A 19073-nucleotide genomic window follows, 5' to 3' on the forward strand; every position below is an offset into this window, starting at 1 on the left:
CACGTACGGAGCGTGACGGCGTGCGTGACACCGCTTTGTGACAAATTTTGGGAGCGACATTCTGGACGGTCGAAAAGAAACAAGGCCCTGCGCCGGGTGGAGTTCGGCGCGGGCCTTGATCTGTTAGATTTCGATCCCGAATGAGAGCGAGTCGAAGGCTCAGGCGCTCTCGCGGTGGAAGTGGATCTCGTGCAGTCGGCGGTAGAGAGGCGAGTTGCGGCGCAGCTCGCTGTCTGTGCCGACGGCCTCGATGCGGCCGGCGTTCATCAGGACGATCCGGTCGGCGAACTGGAGCGAGCCGAGGCTATGGGTGATGAGGAAGGTCGTCCGGTTCCGGGCGAATTCCTCGATCGCCTTGCGGATCAGGGCCTCGTCCTGGATGTCGACGGCGCTCGTGGCCTCGTCGAGGATCAGGATCGCCGGGTCGCGGAGCATGGCACGGGCCAGGGCGATCCTCTGCCGCTGACCGCCCGAGAGACCCAGGCCCCGCTCGCCGATGACCGTGTCGTAGCCGTTGGGCAGCGACATGATGAATTGGTGGGCGTACGACCGCTTGGCGACCGCTATGATCGCCTCGCGAGAGGCCCCGCGCTGGCCGTAAGCGATGTTGTTGGCGATCGTGTCCTCGAAGAGGACCGTCTCCTGGATCACGATGCCGATCTGCTCGCGAAGGCTGCGGAGCTGGATGTCGCGAAGGTCGTGGCCGTCGATCCGGATCGAGCCCGACTGCACCTCCCAGAACCGCGGGATGAGGTTCATCAGGGTCGACTTGCCGCAGCCGTTGGGTCCGACGAGCGCGATCATCTCGCCGTGGCGGACGGTGAGATTGATGCCGCGGAGGACGGGGTCGCGGCCGTTATAGCCGAAGACGACCTGGTCGAACTCGACGGTGTGGCTATGTCGCGGGAGTCGCTTGACGCCGGCGCGGTCGGCCACCTGCGGCTGGCGATCCATCAGGGCACAGATGCGGTCGGCGGCCGCCGCGGCTCGCTGGATTCGCGAGTGGACGTTCGCCAGCTTGCGGACGGGGTCGGAGATACCGGCGAGCACCGCGTAGAGGGCGAGAAGATCTTCGATGGCCATGCGCTGGGAGGCCAGCTGGAGCTTGAACCGGCCCAGTGACAGGAAGATGGTGTCATTGAGCACCAGGTACGACCCGGACAGCAAGGCGATGAAGACCGTCGTCAAGGCGAGGAACTCGAGGACCGGATCCGAGAGGGCGTCGATCGTGGCGACCTTGACGCTCTTCTTGTAGAGGCTCTTGGTCTCGAGGAAGAAGCGACGGCGTTCGCGACGCTCCATCGTGTAGGCCTTGACGACGACGATCCCCTGGAAGGATTCCTGGAGGATCTTGTAGATCGTCGACATGCTCTCGAGCGACCGGCGGACGGCACGCTTCATGATCTGGCCGGCCCGCTTGGCGGTCATGGCCGAGACCGGGACCAGCACCAATGCGAGGAAGGTGAGACGCCAGTTGAGATAAATGGCGATCGACAAACAGCTGATGATCCGGAGCGGCTCGCGGATCACCTTGCTGAAGAGTGTATTGAGCCCCTGGCCCACCGAGTCCATGTCGTTGGTGAACCGCGAGATCAACTCGGCCGACCCCTGCTCGCCGAAGCTCGAGAGGTCCAGGGCCATCGTCCTGCGATAGAAGTGATTTCGCAGGTCGAAGAGCGTGAGCTGCATCACGTCGGCGACGAGCACTTCCTGGAGGAAGAGGAAGATGCCCTTGAGCGTCACGCCGACCATGACCACGCCGAGCAGCAAGACCAGCGTCTGGAACCCATGATCCGGCAGGTACTTGTTGACCGTCGGCTGGATCCAGAGGTAGCGCTTGTGCCACCAGGTCGCCTTGCTCTTTTCCGCGGCCAGGGAGGCGCGTCGGGCCTCGATCGTGACCGGGAGCTGCTTGTGCTCGATGTCCTCGAAGAGGATCTTCAGCTCGTCGCAGCGGGCCTGGGCGATCGCCTCGTCTCGCCTCGCCAGGGGGAGGTCGAACTGGTCCTTCACCTTGGCCTTGTCGGCGCCGTTGAGGAGCGGAATATCCACCTTCTGGGCGATGCTCTCCGCGAACCTGTGCTTCTCCTCGGCCGCCTCGTGGACGTCGACGAATCGGCTCTTGAGCCGCTCATCGCGAGGGTTGCCCACCTTGTCGACGAAGTCGACCTCACCGAGGCGGGCGTCGCACTTGCGTATGATCAAGTCCTGGGATGCGATCTCGACCGCGACCCATTTCTTGCAGTTCTCGTTGTAGAAGAGGATCTTGAGGAGCGGCAGGACCGTGGCGATGTCGCCGGCGTAGAGCAGCGCGACCAGGAGGGCGCAGCAGAGAGAGAGCCCGAACCGAAGCCGATAAGGCCAGGCGAACCGCACGAGACGGGCAAAGTTCTTCATGGTTGGCGAGCGCCCAAGACGTGTTTACCCAAAAGCGTCCTTGCCATTCCCCAGGCGCCTCGACGACGCACCGAGAGATTGGGCTCGCGAGGATGTACCACGAGTCCAAAACCTTGGCAATGCGAGTCTGGGAACACGTCGAGCGTTGGTTCCTTCAAAATATTCGGGCTTGGAAAACCCGTGAATCGGGGCTAAGATCCCGTTCGCGATGGTCTCGGAATACTCCGGACGACCGATTCAACCGTCAGGGAGGACGGGATGAAGGTACTCGCGCTCGTCGATGCGCCCGACCACGTATGCTGTCGTTACCGAATCCGAGCGTTCGAGCCCGCCCTCGACCAAGCTGGATGCCAGTTGGCCCTGCGCGGCCTGGCACGCGGTGCCTGGGCCAGGTGGTCGCAGTTCCGCCAGGCCTCTGAATACGATGCGGTGATCCTTCAGCGTAAGCTGCTGCCGGGGTGGCAGCTCAGTGCGCTGCGGAAACGAGCCCGCCATCTAGTTTTCGACTTCGACGACGCCGTCCTTTACCGCGATTCTTATGACAGCCGGGGTCCGCACTTCCCCCGGAGGACTCGCCGGTTCGCCCAGACGGTCCAGATGGTCGACACGGTGATCGCCGGGAACGACTTCCTGGCGGACCGCGCCCTCCGCGCGGGGGCGAGGCTCGAGCAGGTCCGGGTCATTCCAACCTGTGTCGATGCCACGAGATATGTCTCGCGATCGGGCCCCGGCTCGAATCCAGGGGGCCTGGATCTGGTCTGGATCGGCTCGTCGAGCACGCTGCAAGGGCTCGAACAGCGCAGGACCCTCTGGGAACGGATTGGCCGGGAGCTTCCGGGCGTCCGACTTCGCCTCATCTGCGACCGATTCCCCGAATTCGGTTCGCTGCCCATCGTCCCCGTCCCCTGGGAAGAGCGGACGGAGGCGGAGGCCCTCGCCTCGGGGGATGTCGGGGTGAGTTGGATCCCCGACGACCTCTGGAGCCGGGGCAAGTGTGGGCTCAAGGTCGTGCAGTACCAGGCGGCGGGACTGCCGGTCCTCACCAACCCGGTCGGCGTCCACGTGCAGATGGTCGTACCCGGGAGGACGGGCTTCCTCGCCGAGACGGACGACGAGTGGGTGGCCGCGATCCGGTCGTTGCTCGAGGATCCGGGCGCTCGACAGCGGATGGGGATTGAGGCGAGGGCCTCGTTCGAGGCGAGTTATTCGGTCGATGCCTGGTCGGCACGGTTCGTAGAGACGGTCAAGGGTGATGGGCTCTGGTCCAGGGCCCGGAAAGACGTCGGGGCGGGGTCAGGCTCGGCGCATCCCCACGAGCGGGATCGTGGGAAGCGGCCATCCTCCCCTATCTCAGGTTGATCTTCGGATTCCGAGACGCGACGGACACCCTCGTCGGGCGGATCGGGAATCAGCGGCTTCGTCAAGGCGGACGAATGAGTTGGCTCTTTAAGAAGATTGCACAACCCGATACGTCTGAGCGACTCTTCGAGGCCCCGCACTGGACCTGGAGCCAGGCCGGTGACGTGGGCTGGTGGGTGCGCGCGGAGTGGGGGCAGACCCTCGTCGGGCCGAGGGGCCTGCGCCTCGACGAGTGGCGGCGGAATGGCCAGCTCACGGTCGTGAAGACGGGGCCGCACCGGATCGTCTATCGCGCCGAGCTCCCCGAAGGGGCGATCTTCGTCAAGCACTTCCTCGTCCCCGGCCTGCGGTCCAAGATCCGCCAGTGGTTCCGCCGCGGCAAAGGGCGCAACGAGGGCCGGCGGACTCGCTACCTCGACCAGATCGGCGTCCCCACGATCACGCCGATCGCCCTGGGAGAGCAGCGCAAGCGGTTCTTCCTGCTCGAGAACTACCTCGTCACGCATGCGATCCCCGAGACGATCCCCCTCGACGAGTTCGTCGAGCGCCGGCTCGCCGACTGGCCGCTCGAGCGGCAGGCCCGGATCCGCCAGTCACTGGCCGAGGCCCTCGGCGTGATGACGGCCCGGCTGCACAACGCGGGCTTCGTGCATCAGGACTTCCACCCCGGGAATATCCTGGTGCGGATGGCCGCCGGCGATCGCCCCGAGCTTGCGATGATCGACCTCGACGCCCTCCGCGTCTGCCGGCCGTTGAGCTGGTCCGAGGCGCAACTCAATCTCGCGCTCTTGAATCATTACTTCTGGTTGCGTTGCGGCCGGTCGGATCGCCACCGCTTCCTCAAGACGTACCTCGACGCGAGGGACGGCACGACCCCCGAACCGGGCAAGTTCGCCCGAGGCATCGAGTCGGCCACCCGTGCCTGGGCCGAGCGGCTCTGGAGGCGATGGGGGCGTCGCTGCCGAGGGAGCAACAAGTACTTCGAGCGCTATCGACGGGCCCGATCCTGGTCGGTCGCCTCGAGGGACCTCGACGCTTCGGTGATGGCCAGGCTCCTCGCCGATCCGGATGCCCCCTTCAACGACGAGGGGACGGTCATGCTTAAGCAGTCTCGGACGACGACGGTCGCCGAGACGACATTGATGGTCAAGGGTGTGCCGACGCGCGTGATCTACAAGCGGTTCAATCGCCGGGCCTGGATCGACCCGCTGCTGACCTGGTTCCGCCCCTCGCGAGCCTGGCAGTCGTGGCAGGCTGGTCAGCACCTGGCGAGCCGGGCGATCCCCACGCCCCGCAACCTGGCGTTCATCGCACGCTTGCGGCCGTTCCTGCGCGATCCGCTCTTCTGGTACCTGCCCCACGAGACGTACCTGATCACGGTCAAAGAAACGCAGGCGATGACGCTGAGCGACTACGTCCACGGGTATCTGACCGGGCTCGACCCCGAGACGCGCCGGGCCCGGATCCGCTACCTCACGCTGGCCCTGGCCCGGTTCCTGCGGGTGCTCCACGATCGCTCGCTCTCGGACCGCGACCTCAAGGCCTCGAACCTCCTGGTCCTGGGCGATCCCGACTCGGACGACTTGCAGTTGAGCGTGATCGACCTGGTCGGCGTCCGGCTCATCCACCCACTGCCGCAACATCGCCGGATCCAGAACCTCTCGCGCTTGAATTTGAGCCTGGCGGATGTCCCGGGGCGGACCCGGACTGACGCCCTCCAGTTCCTCCGTACGTATCTCACCTGGGGGCTGTCGCCCCGCAACGACTGGAAAGGGCTCTGGCGTAAGATCGCCGAGACGAGCCGGACCAAGCGCGAGAAGAATCAGCGCAGGGGACGTGCCTTGAGTTGACCCTGAGCCGTTATCGCGACGACACCCTTGGAATTCACCCGAACCGACCCAATCGCCGAGGCCCCGATGATGCAGGAGACACGACCAGACCGACTCCTCCGGATCGTCACCCTCTGCCTCGTGTTGCCCCTGGCGACCCTGGGGATCGGCGGGTGTGCGACCATCGGCGGCGAACAAGGGCAGGCCCTCGTCCCCACCAAGTACCGGACCCAGACGGGCCCCTACGCGGTCTACTCCAACTTCCCGATCCCCAGCGACGCCCCCGCGATCCGGAGCCTGCAATCGCTCGAGAGCGACATCGCCTCTCGCCTGGGGATTCATGTCGAGTCCGAGCAGCCGCCGGTCGAGGTCTACATCCTCAACGACCGCCAGAGTTTTGCTCATTTCCTCCAATTCTATTATCCCGACCTGCCTCCCCGTCGAGCCTTCTTCATCGCGCAGGGGACGCAACGGGTTGTGTTCACATTCATGGGCGAGCGACTCGAGGAAGACCTGCGTCACGAGGCGACCCACGCCCTCCTGAACGTCGTCTACGGCGACCTGCCGCTCTGGCTCGACGAAGGGCTGGCGGAATACTTCGAGGGGCCGACCGGACGCCAGGGGGTGAATGCCGAGCACCTGGCCAAGCTGCCGCATGACCTCGCCGCCGGCTGGAGCCCGAACCTCGCGAACCTCGAGTCGCTCAAGACCGTTCGCGAGATGACCCCCAGGGACTATCGCGAGTCCTGGGCCTGGGTCCACTACCTACTGAACGACTCGAAGCCCGGCAGCAAGGCGCTCTTCGCGTACCTCAACGACCTCTCCCGCGACCCGAACGCGGCCCCCCTGTCTTCCCGGCTCAAGGGCGTGGAGCCGACCTCGCCTCGGAGCCTGGTCGCGCACATCGATCAGGTCCGAGCCCAGCCGCTGGTCGCGACCCCCGCGACACCCAGGGCGAGGACGGTCAGCGCGGATTCGACCGTGCGGCTCCAGGATAACAACACCCTGGAGCCGTCGCGGACGGTGGCCCCTCGCCGAGGGCTTGTCGCCTGGTTCAAGGGGATCTTCGGCCAGTGAGAGCGGCCCCTCGCGATCAACCCTTGGTCTTGATGGGGAGTTGATTGATCTTGGATGCGAGGATGAAGTCGTTTTCCGAGAGCCCGCCGATGGCGTGCGTGCTGATCTCGACCGTGACTTTGCGGTAGCCTTCGAGGTGAAGGTCGGGGTGGTGCCCTTCCTTCTCGGCGAGCTCGGCGATCGCGTTAAAGAACTCGATCGCGGCGACGAAGTTCTTCGCCGTCCACTTGCGTCGGATGCTGCGGCCCTCGTCGGCGAGCTCCCAGCCCTCGACGCTCGCGAGCAAGGCGTTGGCCCGATCGCTCGAGAGCTGTTCGACCCCGCCCTCGCAGGGGACGCAGTGCTTCCGGACCAGTTCTTCGGCGGTCGGGGTGCTGCTCATGGTGTCCTCCTCCGGCCCGGCCTCGCGGGTCGGGTCGGCTAGTGGAAGCTCTCTTGTTCGTTCGGGAATGCGCCCGAGGCGACGTCGGAGACGTACTGCGAGGCGGCCTTCCGCACGGCGTCGCCGAGGTCGGCGTAGCGCCTGACGAACTTGGGCCGGAACCCCTGGAAGAGGCCGAGCAGGTCGGGCGTGACGAGGACCTGGCCGTCGCAGTGCGGCCCGGCCCCGATGCCGATCGTCACGATCGAGAGCTCCTTGGTGATCCGCTCGGCGACCTCCGTGGGGATGCACTCGAGCACGAGGGCGAAGGCCCCCGCGTCGGCCACGGCATGGGCGTCGGCGATGATCTCGTCGATGTCTCGCTGGACCTTGAAGCCGCCGAGACGCCTGACCGATTGGGGCGTGAGCCCGACGTGCCCCACGACCGGGACGTCGGCCTCGACGAGGGCGCGGATGGTCGCGGCCGAGCGCCTGCCCCCTTCGAGCTTGACCGCGCGGCACTCCGTCTCCTTGAGGAACCGGCCGGCCGAGAGGATCGCCTGCTCGGTCGATGCCTGGTAGCTCAGATAAGGCATGTCGGCGACGACCATGGCACGCTGGGCCGCCCTGGCGACCATCTCGACGTGATAGACCATCTGGTCCATCGTCACGCCCAGGGTCGTGCTGCGCCCCTGCACGACCATGCCGAGGGTGTCCCCCACCAGCAGGCAATCGACGCCGGACTCGTCCAGAAGGCGGGCGGTCGGGTAGTCGTAGGCGGTCAGCATGCTGACCTTGCGACCTTCGTGCTTCCAGCGGGCGAAGTCGGGGGGAGTGACGGGAGTCTCAACGCGTGCCATCCGGCGCTTCCTCGGTAACGGCCAGATCCGCCAGCAAAACGCCTGGTCGGTCTACTAGAACTTTGTATCGCCCCATGATCGCATCGTGCAACCCCCGACGGGCGGGGTCATCCGGCCTGACATCCCCGAAGTACCTGGCCCCCTTGCTCTTGTAGAACGCGACGAGCTCCAAGGGATCGCGCCGATCGAGCGTCCCGCCCCACTCGCCGGCCGCGCGCCAGGCTGCCTCTCCCGTGAGTTCGAGCCGGCATCCTCGGCGGTCGGCCTCGAAGAGAAGGGCTTCGGGGGCGACGACCAGCGCATCCTCGGGGACGTGTTCCTGGATAACCCGGGCGGCCTCGCGGATCGACGTCCACTCGGGGGGCGTCCGCCATGTCGAGCGTGCCTGGAAGATCGAGAAGAGGAGGAAGGTGAGCCCCGCCGCGATTCCCAGGCACCGTTGCCAACGGCCCAAGGCGACGATCGAACGGCCGATGACCACCGCCATGACGGGGGCGAGCATCATCCAGTAGTATTCGTGGTGGAGCTTCGCGGCCAGGATTCCCAGGGTGAGCAGAACCGCCGCCGTCCAGGCCCGCCAGAACGGGTCGAGCCCCCTGACAATCACGACCCCGGCCGCTCCCAGGAGGAACCCGACCGGCGTGAAGGCGCGGAGACATAAGAACCTGGCGATGAGGTTCCAGGTCGAGGCTTCGAAGAGGGCCGTCGGGATCAGCACGCGCATCCAGATGGCTCGATTATCGGCCGAGGCCCGCGAGCCTCCCCCCTGCCCGATCGCGAAGGCCACGTAGCCATACCAGAGCAAGGCGGGGATGAGCAGGAGGCCGAGTGCGGCCAGTTTGCCCAGTATGGGCCATGCGGTTCTTGCTTGAGTCTGCTCCCCAGCCTCGGGGGATGCTACCGTGTCATGTCCTCGCAGGAAAAGCAGAGGAATCAGCATCGCCGCCCAGACGACCTTGAGCGAGAGACCGAGCGCCAGCAGGATCGCCGCCGGGATGATCCAGGCCCGGCCTTCCCCGTGCTCTCGATGATCCCAGCAGCGGAAGCCGGCCAGGAAGCATCCGACCATGAGGGCGTCGGGCTGGAACGACCTCCCGTAGCGCAGGTTCAGCGGGAAGATCGCGAACGCCGCCAGGGCCACTAAGGCGACCAGGTCGCCGTCGCGTCGACGCGCGAGCCCGAAAAGTCCCCAGGCCCCCAGCGTCATGGCGAGGGCTGAGACGAGGCGCCCCGCGGGCTCGAGTGGCAATCCCATGAGTCGTCGAAAGGCGACGACGGCCTGCGCGTAGATGGGGGGCTCGACCCAGAAGTGATTCGGGAACGGAGCCGTGTCGAGCCGGGGGTTCAGGAATCCCGAGCCTCGATCCAGGTTCCTCGCCACCATCGCCGTGGGGATCTGCCGACCGACGTAGTTCTCCACGATCGGCTGCCCCCAGCCGAGGGCGCGTAGACCGAAGGTCGCCAGCAGCAGGAGTGAGAGCCAGAGCCAGGCCGGGAAAAATCTCAGAGGTTACCTCCTGACCCCTTCGCGAAGACGTCGCCCGGAATACCGTCCCTGAAACGGCGACGAGAGCCGCTGAATCGTAACGACCGGCTCCGACGGGGGTCAAGATCACGCTAGTGACGCGGATTGGGGGAAAGAATACTCCTCCGGGGGTGGCGTCGGATGCGGGATTCGGGGGGGCGGTTGAGTTCGCGGGCCCCTCATATCATCATCTGCTCCGCCCGATCCGGCAGGATTGCACTCATCATGAATTCCTAAAGATATCGAATTGGGTTTTTGGGAAAAGTATCCAAAAAACCTTTGCCTTGGATGCGGGGGGATGTCAGGATTCGTTGGTCCGTCATTTCTGCACGACGATTCCGTTCTTTCTTCTTTTCGGCCCCCGAGCATCGCGCCAACGCTGGGCCCGGCATCCGCCCCGGCCTGCGCGGTCAACGCGGGCGTGGGAGACATCAAGATGCACGTCAGAGATGTCCTCAGATCGAAATCCGGCGGAGTGATCGTCATCGAGGCCAATGCGCTTGTGAAGGAGGCCATGAAACGCCTCGTCCAGCACAACATCGGATCTTTACCCGTGATCGATGACTATGGCCGAATGGTCGGCATCCTGAGCGAACGCGACATTTTACGCGGCCTGCACACCTGCGGCGAAGAGTATCGGCAGATCCTCGTCAGTGAGGTGATGACCCCCGCGCCGGTCTGCTGCAACCTGGAAGACGACGTCGACGACGTGATGGGGCACATGAGCGAGAACCGGATCGCCAAGGTCCCCGTCCTCGACGGCACCGAACTCGTCGGAATCGTCTCCGTGGGCGATGTGATCAAATTGATGTACGAGCGAGTGAATCTGGAAAATCAGCACTTGATGACCTATATCCACGGCTCACTCTGAACGAGGGGCACGCCCGAGGTTCGAGGAATCTCCGTGAGCGTGCCTCGAACGGACGAACCCCGGCCAGCGACACCTCGCAGGCCGGGGTTCGATCAACGTCACTTCGACGAGTGCTAGAGAATTGCGTCAAGGCTGCCGGAGGAACTCCAGCAGGTCGGCGATCCCCTGCTGCCCCATGGTCTGCTCGAGCCCTTCGGGCATCAGTGAGCGGCCACTGGAGCGGAAGTCCTCGATCTCCGAGCGGAGCACGGTTTCATCCGTCCCCTCGGCGCGTCGGAGTTTGAGGCTCGAGGTCGTTTCTTCGGCCAGGAGTCCGGTGAGAACCTGGCCTTTCGTCGTCACGAGCAAGTACCCGACGTAGTCGGGGGCGACATCCTTGTTGGGGTCGAGGATGTCGTTAAGTAGGGCCGAAGGTGGGCGGCCGGCGATCCCCGAGAGGTCGGGGCCGACTCGGTTCCCCTTCCCTCGCCGCTGGTGGCAGGTCTGGCAGTTCTTGGCGAAGAGGTCCTCGCCCCGCTTGGCGTCCCCCTTCATCTCGAGCACCGGCAGGTAGCTCTGGACGACGGCTTTGCGGTCCGAGGCGATCGACTTCTCCAGCAGCACCTCGGCTCGCTTGCGAACGGAGGCATCCTTGATCCGGCGGAGCCCTTCGCGGCTCGATGCGTCGAGCTCAGTCAGGGCGATCGTGTCCTGCTCGATCGCATCGACGAGCTGGGCTGCGAGGGCCTCGGAACCGACCATTCCCGCGAGGATTTCGCGGCGGGTCCCCGTGCCCAGTTCCTTCCAACTTCCCAGAATCTGGGCGCCGAGCTCGGGGGTGCCGACCGATGCCAGCACTCGCGCGGCGGCGAGCTGGACGGGGGCCGGTTGATCCGACTGGAGCAAGGCCGGGATCAACGCGGCGGTCTCCTGCGGCCGGCAGCTGGCGAGGAGCTGCACGGCCTGCACGCGGCCGTCGGCGCGGGCGTCGCGGTCGCCGGCCAGCTTCTCGATCTGATGCAGCAGCGCGTTGACCGAGGCCGTCAGCGGCTGGAGGTCGGCAGAGGGGTTGAAGAGCAGGTCGTGGAGCGATGGGCCGGAGCGAGATAGCCCATCGGCCAGGCCGGCCAGGAGAGCGATCCGCCCCAGGACGGCATTGTCGTCGTGGCCTGGGGTCAGGAATGAGGCGAGGGCCTTGATCTCCTCGGGCTTGCGGCGGACGCCCAGGATCGAGGCGGTCTGCGAGAGCAACCGCCCTTGCTCGGGCGTCGGGGTGGCGAGCCAGTCGGGGTGCTGCGCGAGGAGGTCTTCGAGGAACCGGCCGGCGATGTCTCGGAGGCCGCTCAGGACGGCGATGCGGACCCAGTCATCCGAGGCGTCACGCGCCGCGATCTTTGCTAGTGCCTTTGCGGCCTGGTCTCCGCCGATGTCGCCGAGGACGATGGCGGCCTGGAAGCGGACTCGGACCTCGGGGTCGTCGGCCAGGGTGATGAGGTCATCGACGAGCTTGGGCCGGCCGGAGGCCAGACGCGCGGCGGCCTCGCGGATGCGGGGTTCGGCGTCGTGGAAAGCCGATCGGATCTGGGTGTCATTGAGGTCGCCGAGGCCATTGAGGGTCCAGATCGCGTGCAGCCGGGCCAGAGAATTCGCGGAAGTCTTGAGCGTCTCCGAGAGGGCGGGGACGGTGGCCAGGTCGTGTCGCTCGACGATCAGGCGCTGGGCGGTGTCGCGCCACCAGGCGTTCGGATGGGCGAGGTCGGCGACGAGCTCCTGGGAGGTCGCGCGGCCGAGGTGGGGATGATCGCCCGTCCTCGGCTTGTCCTTCGAGCTGATCCGCCAGATCCGGCCGCGGTCGTGCCAGCGACGGAAGTCGACCGCCTTGCGGAGGTCTTCGGGGACGAACTGGGGGTGCTCTACCATCTCGCGATAGAAGTCGACGAGGTAAAGGGCCCCGTCGGGTCCATTCGCCATGTTGACCGGGCGGAAGCAGAGGTCGGTCGAGGAGAGGAATTCCTTGCCCTGCTCGACCCGCCTGGCCAAGTACGTCGGCCCTTTGGCGACGATGTCGCGGCGATGGACGAGGTTCAACAGCGACTCGCAGACGAAGGCATCCCCCTGATAGTCCTTGCCCAGGGCCGTCCCGCGATAGATCGTCGACCCACAGCTCGCATTGAAGAAGGCGACCGACTCGCGATTGAAGCGGGCCTGGGTCGGGCTGACCGAGAAGACACGGTTCGGGTCGGCAGGGTCTAGGATCGACTCGACCGACGAGGATTCGGCGAGATAGGGGTTGCGGCCCAGAGTCTTCTCTTCGAGGACGACGTGGCGGAAGGGGATCGTGTTCCAGGAGGGGTAGCGATCGCCCCAATCGTCGCGAGGCAGGCCGAACTGGCTGAAGCCGGTGACGGCCTCGACCTCGCCCGTGTCGGGGCGGAAGCGGAAGTCATGGTGCCGGAGCGCCAGGGCCTTGGCCGGGGGATCCTCGGGGCGGCGGATGTCGCCGTCGCTGCGGCCGTTGGCTCCGTAGACCCAGTTGTCGAGCCCCCAGGTAAGGCCGTTGACGCGGAGCTGCGTGTTCCCCTCGCCGAAGCCGGTCAGGATGACCTTGCGTTCCTCGGCGCGTCCGTCCCCGTCATGGTCCTTGAAGAACCAGATGTTGGGTGCGGCTGTGACGAGGACCCCGCCCTTGTACGGGAGGACGCTCGTCGGATAGGGCAAGCCTTCGGCGAAGATCGAGATATGGTCGAACTTGCCGTCGTGGTCGCGGTCCTCGAGCTTGCGGATCCGGCCGCCGGTGGGGCCCGACGGGTAGTCGATCATCTCCGCCACGTACATGCGTCCGTCTTCATCCCAGGCCACGGCCACGGGGCTGATGACGTCGGGTTCGGACGCGACCAGTTCGATCGCGAGGTCCGGGTCGGCGAACTGGAACTTGGCTTTTTCTTCGGCCGGCGATAGGGGCGTCGGTCCCGACTCCTCGGCGAAGCCGGCTCGACCTCCCATGAGCGTGAGGCCGGCGAGCAAGAGTAATCGGAGGCGGGATAAGGATGATTTCATATGGACGTTCCCCTGGTCGGGCCGGAGAGAGCTGAGCGGGGCTGGCGAATCGTTGGAAGAGTGCGAGGGCTGGACGGGTCGCTCCAACGTCCTGGTCAGTCGTCTCTCGAGCGTGCGTGATCCTGGAAGGAGGCCTGGAATCGGTCTCGGGCCAGTGGTCGGGCCCAGGATGGGGACGGCCTGGCCGGTCCCCATCCGTTCGAGCCCTTGGCCCGAGGAATTACTTCGCGGTGTCCTCGGCGTGGAGCTGCTCGAGGAGCTTGACGGCCTCGTCGACGATCGCCTCGCCGGCGCCTCGCTCGAGGTGGCTATGCAGGCCGGTCCAGGTCTGGTAGCCGCCACGATCCATCCCGAGCTTGTCGGGGATGTAGCCGATGTAGTCGTTGGCCAGCTCGAAGACGTAGGTGTAACGGAACGGCGAACGGCGCTTGATGTCCTCGCCGAGGACCGTGAAGAACTCGCCCGGCACGCCCACGACGGCGGTGTCGCCGATCTGGATGGCCTGGATCCAGGTCTTGCGCTCCTGGCCCTGGACCGGGGCGAGCTGCTTGCGCATGTCGCGGAAGATATCGACCACGAACTGGGCGACCTTCGGGTCCTTGATCATCTTGGCCTCGTAGTCGACGACGGCCTTGTCATCCTTCGCCTCGTCGAACTTGCGGACCTTGTAGCTGAACTCGCTGCGGATTCCCTTCACCTTGTGGACATTGTGCGGTTTGGCGGCGCCGAGGGCGTCCTTGACGGCCTGGGTAATCCGCAAGGTGGCTTCCGCGTTGGTCAGGCCGAGGTTGTGGGTCGAGCCCGAGGCGCCTTCGAAGAAGATGAACGTGCCCCCCTTCTCCTTCTCGAGCCCCTGTGCGGTCAGGCCATAGAAGGACGGGGAGCGGACGTTGCCATTCGACGTGCCGATCGTGTGCGTCGAGTGGTTGAAGAGAACGGCCTCGTACGAGCCGTCGGCGCGCTGGAAGGCCCAGACGGGGAGCTCGGGGTCGAATGGGCCGGTGGGCCGGACCACATCATCCATCGAGCCCGTCCAGAAGATCATGCCGTTGGAGAGCAGGAGCCGGCTGTTCTTGCCGACCGACGACTCCTCGCCGAGGCGGAATGACATCGTCACCGGCACGAGCTTCTTGGAGGCGGCGATGGCGGCTTCGACGATTTTCTCCTCGAGCTGGAGCGTGAAGGCCTCTTCGCGCACGTACCCGTGGATCGAGCAGGTGGTCGGGGCGTGGTGGGTGTGCGTGGCGTTGATGAGGATATTGCTGAAGGGGATCCCGGTCTCCTTCTCGATCTTCTTCGCGGCGCGGTCGAGGATGTCGCGATTGACCATGAGGACGTCGCACGCGACCAGGCAGACCTTCTGCCCCTTCGGATCCTCGACGACGATGGCCGAGGCCCGCAGCTCTCCCTCCTGCCCCATGACTTTGTGGGGGCCGATGCCGCCGCCGATGACCAGCGAGTCGTCGGCGGTCAGGTTCTTCGCCGCGGCCCCGGCCTTCACCTCGGCCGCCTGGACTGCCGCGCCGATCGACGTCGCGACGACGAGGGAAGCGAGGCTCAACTTGAAGATGTTCATGAAATCAGGTCCTAGCTAAATCGTTGGAAGCGCCATGAAGCAAAGACTCTGCGCCCGGTCGGCGAGATGGTCCCTATGCCCTCGGTCCGTGCGAATCCTCAAGGGGGAAGGTCCAGGGGCGTGGGGACTCGGCCCCGCCCGCGTCGAGGGCGGGCAGGACTTCGATGACATCCGAATCCTTCCTTCTCCACGTCGCGTTCATCCCTCGAGTCGCACGCCCGAGGTTCGAGGAGGAGAGGCGAGTCTGGCAGGCCTGGCTGTCGCCCGCCGTCGGTTCTGGATCAAGGCACGACCGGACGCAAACGGGGGGATGAATCTGAGCTGAGCGATCTCAACCGGCTACAATCAAGGCTTGGCAGCGCCGCTCGGGATTTCGTCGAGGCTGCGGATCTCGACGTCCTTGAAGAAGATCTCGGCCGCCTCGATCTCGAGGGCGATGCGGCCCTTGAGGACCGGTTCGGGCTTGCCGGGCTTGGCCGGGTCGACCAGGCGGACGTTGAGGCCGCGGTTGACCACCTGTCCGTTCAGGATATGCGTGGTCGTGTCACCCTTGACGATGATCTCGGCCGTGTTCCAGCCGTCCTTCTCGAACTCGCCGGGGAGCCGACGGAGGTAGGCGATGCCCGCGCCACCGAGGACGAACGGCTCGCCCCCCTTGTCCGCCTCGCGATAGATGGGGCCGAGCTGCTCCCCCTTCGTCTTGGGGTCGATCCAGCTATCCGCCTGAAGGCCTAGCAGCGCGATCAGGTCGCCGACGTCGGTCTGCTGGACCTGGAACTGGAGGGCCCGGGGCCAGATGAGGTCTTCGCCGAGGATGTGGTAGTACAGCCCCGCGTCGCGCTTCAGGGCGTAGCGCGGCTGGAACTTCTTCTTGCCCCAGCGGTACTTCACGCGGAAGTGGTAGTTGCCGTACTCCTTCTCGGTGGAGATGTACCCCATCACCACGTTGCTGCCTTCTTCGGCGTCCTTGTACAGGTGGATCGCGCCATCCTCGATGGTGATCACGCGGTCTGGATCTTTATCCTTGCCGTGCTTCTGGAGGAAGGTGTACCACCCCTTCAGGTCCTTGCCGTTGAAGAGCTTTTCGAATGATCCGCCCGAGGGGGCCTTGGGCTCGTCGCCGAAAAGGGAGGGGGCGGCCACCACGACCGAAGTCATGATGAAGATCCACACGAGTGATCGGGGTGCCATGCAAACAGCTCCGGAGAGGGAAGGAATGGGTAGCTTCGCACGAGTTGACAGCTTGTGTCGTCGGCGGGCGTTCGGCAAGGGCCGAGCCCGGCCCCCCGTGCGATTTCAAAGGACGGCGTGGACGCGAATGAGTTGCATCCACGCCGCGGCCAAAGGGGCAATTCGGCCGGCGATCAGACGCCGGGCTTTGGCGGGAGCGAGTACGCCTTGCCGGAGCTCGGCCTGTGTCGATTCTTCGACTTCAAGACCGAGTTCATCTGATCCCGGTCGGCGGCGAGCTTGGGGGGCGTGGGGATCGGGATCGGCCCCGAGGCCGTCTCAGACAGGCGATTCTCGCCGCAACCGGCCAGGGCACTCACGCCGAGAAGCAGGACCACGGGAAGTCGGTTCCATCGCATCGAGGTTTCTCAGCCTTTCGCAAGAAGCCGGTCAGACCTTGCGGGTCCAGAATGCTGGTCAATGGCGGGTTGCCAATCGGTGATCCACGGGATCTCGGCCCTTCGGGCGGGTGCGTTGACATCGCCCGGAGGGCCTTCGCAAATTCCGGCGACGGGGGGCGATCCTCTCGGATTCGAGCCGTGGGGAGCCACTCGATGGAGGATCGCCGGGCCCCGTCACGCTGACCGACGACGAACCGGACGAGAGCGTATCATGCCGGGATCAATACGCGTCGGAGCTGATCACTTCGCCCAAGGCGCGGCTGCCGAGGGCCCACCAGGTCTGCAGGTTGACCGAATCCTTGATGAACTTGACCGAGCCGTCGGTGAAGGCCACGTTCACGCCGCCCGAATGGTTGCTGCTGGCCGCGGCCGCGCCGGCGGGGCCGACGAACTGGATATAGGAGATGTCGGCCGGGTTGCCGCAATGCACGCTGTTCGGGGCGGTCACGTGCATGTAGTTCATCAGGGCGACGTGCGTCGGGTAGCCGAGGAGCCAGGAGTACCCGATCCAGGTCGTGTCGCTCGACGGCGCCGTCGGCGGGATCGACTTGCAACCCTGGGCGAACGCGAGGGCGCCGGCCGCTCCCGTGTTGATGCCCGAGTTGTTCGTCCCCTGGAAGATGGCACGCTTGCCGTTGACCGAGCTCGCGGTGACCTGGATCTCGCCGGGGAGGCCGAGCAGGTGCTCGCTGAAGAGGGCGGTGTTCGAGGTGCCGTCGGTGACGCCCTGGATGCCGACCGAGCCGGACGTGCCGCCCCACCCCGCCGTGCCGATGCCGCCGTTCAGTGCCAGGTCCTGGAGCGGGACGATGGTGCCGCTATAGGCCTGGATCTGGCCGGGTCCGCCATAGTTGCCCACGTAGCTCGACGTCCCCCAGGGGAACCCGGGGCGCTGGCCGACGCTCTCCGACGGGCAGAGCAGCGAGGCGAGCTGGACGTAGCCCACCGTGCTCGCGTTGTTCGAGAGGTTGCCGAGGGAGAAGTTCACCGCGTTGTAGAGGGCCTGCTGCTCCATCTGCGCCAGGAGGGAGACGGTCCACGCCCACGAGAATCCCGAATCCTGAGTCGCCGAGGTCGGGTAGTTGCACTGCGGCGGGAGGACGTTGTAGGTGGAGATGTAGTTGTGAGTCGCCAGCCCGAGTTGCTTGAGGTTGTTGACGCACTGGGCGCGTCGGGCGGCCTCGCGGGCCGACTGGACGGCCGGGAGCAGCAGCGCGATCAAAACGGCGATGATCGCGATCACCACCAGGAGCTCGATCAGCGTGAAACCTTTGCGACGCCTCATGGAGACACTCTCCTTCGCAAGACCGAAAGCATGATTGAAAATGATAGGCGTTGCATAGCTTGATGCACCGCCACGCCGGCCAGGACAGGAGAGGAAGGCCGGATTCGACCAGGGTAGGTTCCGGTCGTGCAAACCGTCCATGAGATAATGGGGCTTTTTTCCTGAGATTTTGAGTCGCGCATCGATCCGACCCCATCAAGGCCCGCGGAAGGCGCAAGCCTTCTCATGCGGCGGGCCGCCGATGGGCGTCGCGGGAGCCCCAAGGTTCAAGATTGACGCATGCGATTACGATATTCGGTCGGCGTGCATTGGCGGATCCGGCGGAAGAGCCGGTTGAAGAACGAGAGCTGAGAGAAGCCGCAGGACTGGGCGATCTCCAGCACGGGACGGTCGGTCTCGGCAAGGTCCCGGCAGGCCGCCTCGAGCCTCACCTGCGAGACGAAGTCGCTGAACGTCTTGCCCGAGTGGCGTTTGAACTGCCGAGTGAAGGTCGGCTTGCTCATTTCCGTGAGGTCGAGCACCTCTTCCAGGCGGATCTCGTCGCGGAAGTTCGCGAGCAAGTAGCGCACAGCCTCGGCGATGGCCTGCTGGTGCTCGGACGTATTCGGCAGGGCGAACGAATGCTCCGAGAGCGTCGCGCATTCCGACTTCCCGGCCGCGGCGAGGCGGGCGAGGAGCCGCAGCAAGAGGCCGAGCTGATCGGCGCCGCTCGTGTGCAGGAGCTCGTGCAGGCCGCTGGAAACCGTCTGCGCGGCCCCGCCCGAAAATCTCAATCCCCTGGCGGAATTCTTGAAAAGGGATCCGAGGGAGCCGGTCTCGGGGAAGGCCCAGAACGGGTGGCCCGGGGAGAACTCCCACTGGACCGAGATCCCGGTGGAGGATCCGTGCGTGTGCCAGTGGTGGGGGAGCTTCTCGCCGAGCAGGACGAGGTCGCCCGACGAGAACCGGCCGATGTGGTCGCCGACGAACCGGGTTCCCTCCCCTGCGGTGAAGAGCGTGAGCTCCATCGCGACGTGATAGTGCCAGTGCTCCCCCTCGCCGTGGATGGGGACGCGCTGGCCGGGCCCGATGACCACATCGACCTCGCGCAGCGTCTTCCCCCACCGCAGGACCCGGAACGAATGCCCGCTGGGGGGATGGATCGGCTCGCGGTGACCTCTCATGTCGCGAAGGCTTCGCATGTCGAATTATTACGGTTTTGGTGATCCTGGAAAACACAAATTGAGACAATAGTCTCAGGAAAAGAGCCTTTAAGCGTAGAGAGAT

14 protein-coding genes are annotated in these 19073 nt (G+C 65.5%); 4 read left to right on the top strand and 10 right to left on the bottom strand.

All coding sequences use genetic code 11. The features are described from left to right. Positions 1–159 precede the first annotated feature (159 nt). A complete protein-coding gene (locus ACOYYX_RS26780; protein ID WP_422925385.1) occupies positions 160–2397 on the bottom strand; it encodes an ABC transporter ATP-binding protein in 2238 nt (745 codons plus the stop codon). Between the two features lie 258 nt (positions 2398–2655). Here ACOYYX_RS26780 and ACOYYX_RS26785 point away from each other — a divergent pair, with 258 nt between their 5' ends. The 3 genes from ACOYYX_RS26785 (at position 2656) to ACOYYX_RS26795 (ending at position 6662) form a co-directional block, all read left to right on the top strand. Further along, a complete protein-coding gene (locus ACOYYX_RS26785; RefSeq protein ID WP_422925387.1) occupies positions 2656–3756 on the top strand; it encodes a glycosyltransferase family 4 protein in 1101 nt (366 codons plus the stop codon). Between the two features lie 74 nt (positions 3757–3830). After that, complete coding sequence (locus ACOYYX_RS26790) at positions 3831–5606, top strand: lipopolysaccharide kinase InaA family protein (protein ID WP_422925389.1); 1776 nt, start codon at positions 3831–3833, stop codon at positions 5604–5606. Positions 5607–5672: 66 nt separating this feature from the next. Then, complete coding sequence (locus tag ACOYYX_RS26795; protein ID WP_422925391.1) at positions 5673–6662, top strand: DUF1570 domain-containing protein; 990 nt, start codon at positions 5673–5675, stop codon at positions 6660–6662. Positions 6663–6678: 16 nt separating this feature from the next. Here the strand turns inward: ACOYYX_RS26795 and ACOYYX_RS26800 are convergent, their stop codons facing one another. Genes ACOYYX_RS26800 through ACOYYX_RS26810 form a run of 3 tightly spaced genes read right to left on the bottom strand, consistent with a single transcriptional unit; the run spans position 6679 to position 9303 of the window. Next, positions 6679–7044, bottom strand: a complete 366-nt coding sequence (locus ACOYYX_RS26800) for a 4a-hydroxytetrahydrobiopterin dehydratase (RefSeq protein WP_422925393.1) — start codon at positions 7042–7044, stop codon at positions 6679–6681. 38 nt (positions 7045–7082) lie between these two features. Further along, positions 7083–7883 carry a 3-methyl-2-oxobutanoate hydroxymethyltransferase gene (gene panB, locus ACOYYX_RS26805; RefSeq protein ID WP_422925395.1) on the bottom strand — a complete coding sequence of 267 codons (801 nt, stop codon included), beginning with the start codon at positions 7881–7883 and terminating at the stop codon, positions 7083–7085. Beyond that, positions 7870–9303, bottom strand: coding sequence for an ArnT family glycosyltransferase (locus ACOYYX_RS26810; RefSeq protein WP_422925397.1), 1434 nt, complete (start codon positions 9301–9303; stop codon positions 7870–7872). Before ACOYYX_RS26810 ends, panB begins: the two co-directional genes overlap by 14 nt. Before the next feature lie 352 nt (positions 9304–9655). Here ACOYYX_RS26810 and ACOYYX_RS26815 point away from each other — a divergent pair, with 352 nt between their 5' ends. Next, positions 9656–10279, top strand: a complete 624-nt coding sequence (locus tag ACOYYX_RS26815; protein ID WP_422925399.1) for a CBS domain-containing protein — start codon at positions 9656–9658, stop codon at positions 10277–10279. Between the two features lie 126 nt (positions 10280–10405). Here ACOYYX_RS26815 and ACOYYX_RS26820 read toward each other — a convergent pair whose 3' ends face one another. From ACOYYX_RS26820 to ACOYYX_RS26845, 6 genes are all read right to left on the bottom strand, one after another. Then, positions 10406–13315, bottom strand: coding sequence for a PVC-type heme-binding CxxCH protein (locus tag ACOYYX_RS26820; protein ID WP_422925401.1), 2910 nt, complete (start codon positions 13313–13315; stop codon positions 10406–10408). Positions 13316–13535: 220 nt separating this feature from the next. Continuing rightward, on the bottom strand, positions 13536–14891 hold the full coding sequence (locus tag ACOYYX_RS26825; RefSeq protein ID WP_422925403.1) for a hypothetical protein: 1356 nt from the start codon (positions 14889–14891) through the stop codon (positions 13536–13538). Positions 14892–15236: 345 nt separating this feature from the next. Beyond that, complete coding sequence (locus ACOYYX_RS26830; RefSeq protein ID WP_422925405.1) at positions 15237–16082, bottom strand: 3-keto-disaccharide hydrolase; 846 nt, start codon at positions 16080–16082, stop codon at positions 15237–15239. A gap of 173 nt (positions 16083–16255) precedes the next feature. Next, complete coding sequence (locus tag ACOYYX_RS26835) at positions 16256–16459, bottom strand: hypothetical protein (protein WP_422925407.1); 204 nt, start codon at positions 16457–16459, stop codon at positions 16256–16258. A gap of 283 nt (positions 16460–16742) precedes the next feature. After that, positions 16743–17807, bottom strand: coding sequence for a DUF1559 domain-containing protein (locus tag ACOYYX_RS26840; RefSeq protein WP_422925409.1), 1065 nt, complete (start codon positions 17805–17807; stop codon positions 16743–16745). A gap of 266 nt (positions 17808–18073) precedes the next feature. Next, complete coding sequence (locus ACOYYX_RS26845; RefSeq protein WP_422925411.1) at positions 18074–18970, bottom strand: helix-turn-helix domain-containing protein; 897 nt, start codon at positions 18968–18970, stop codon at positions 18074–18076. Between the last annotated feature and the right edge of the window lie 103 nt (positions 18971–19073).

This window comes from Singulisphaera chitinilytica, from assembly GCF_049331405.1.
Classification (GTDB): Bacteria; Planctomycetota; Planctomycetia; order Isosphaerales; family Isosphaeraceae; genus PoT.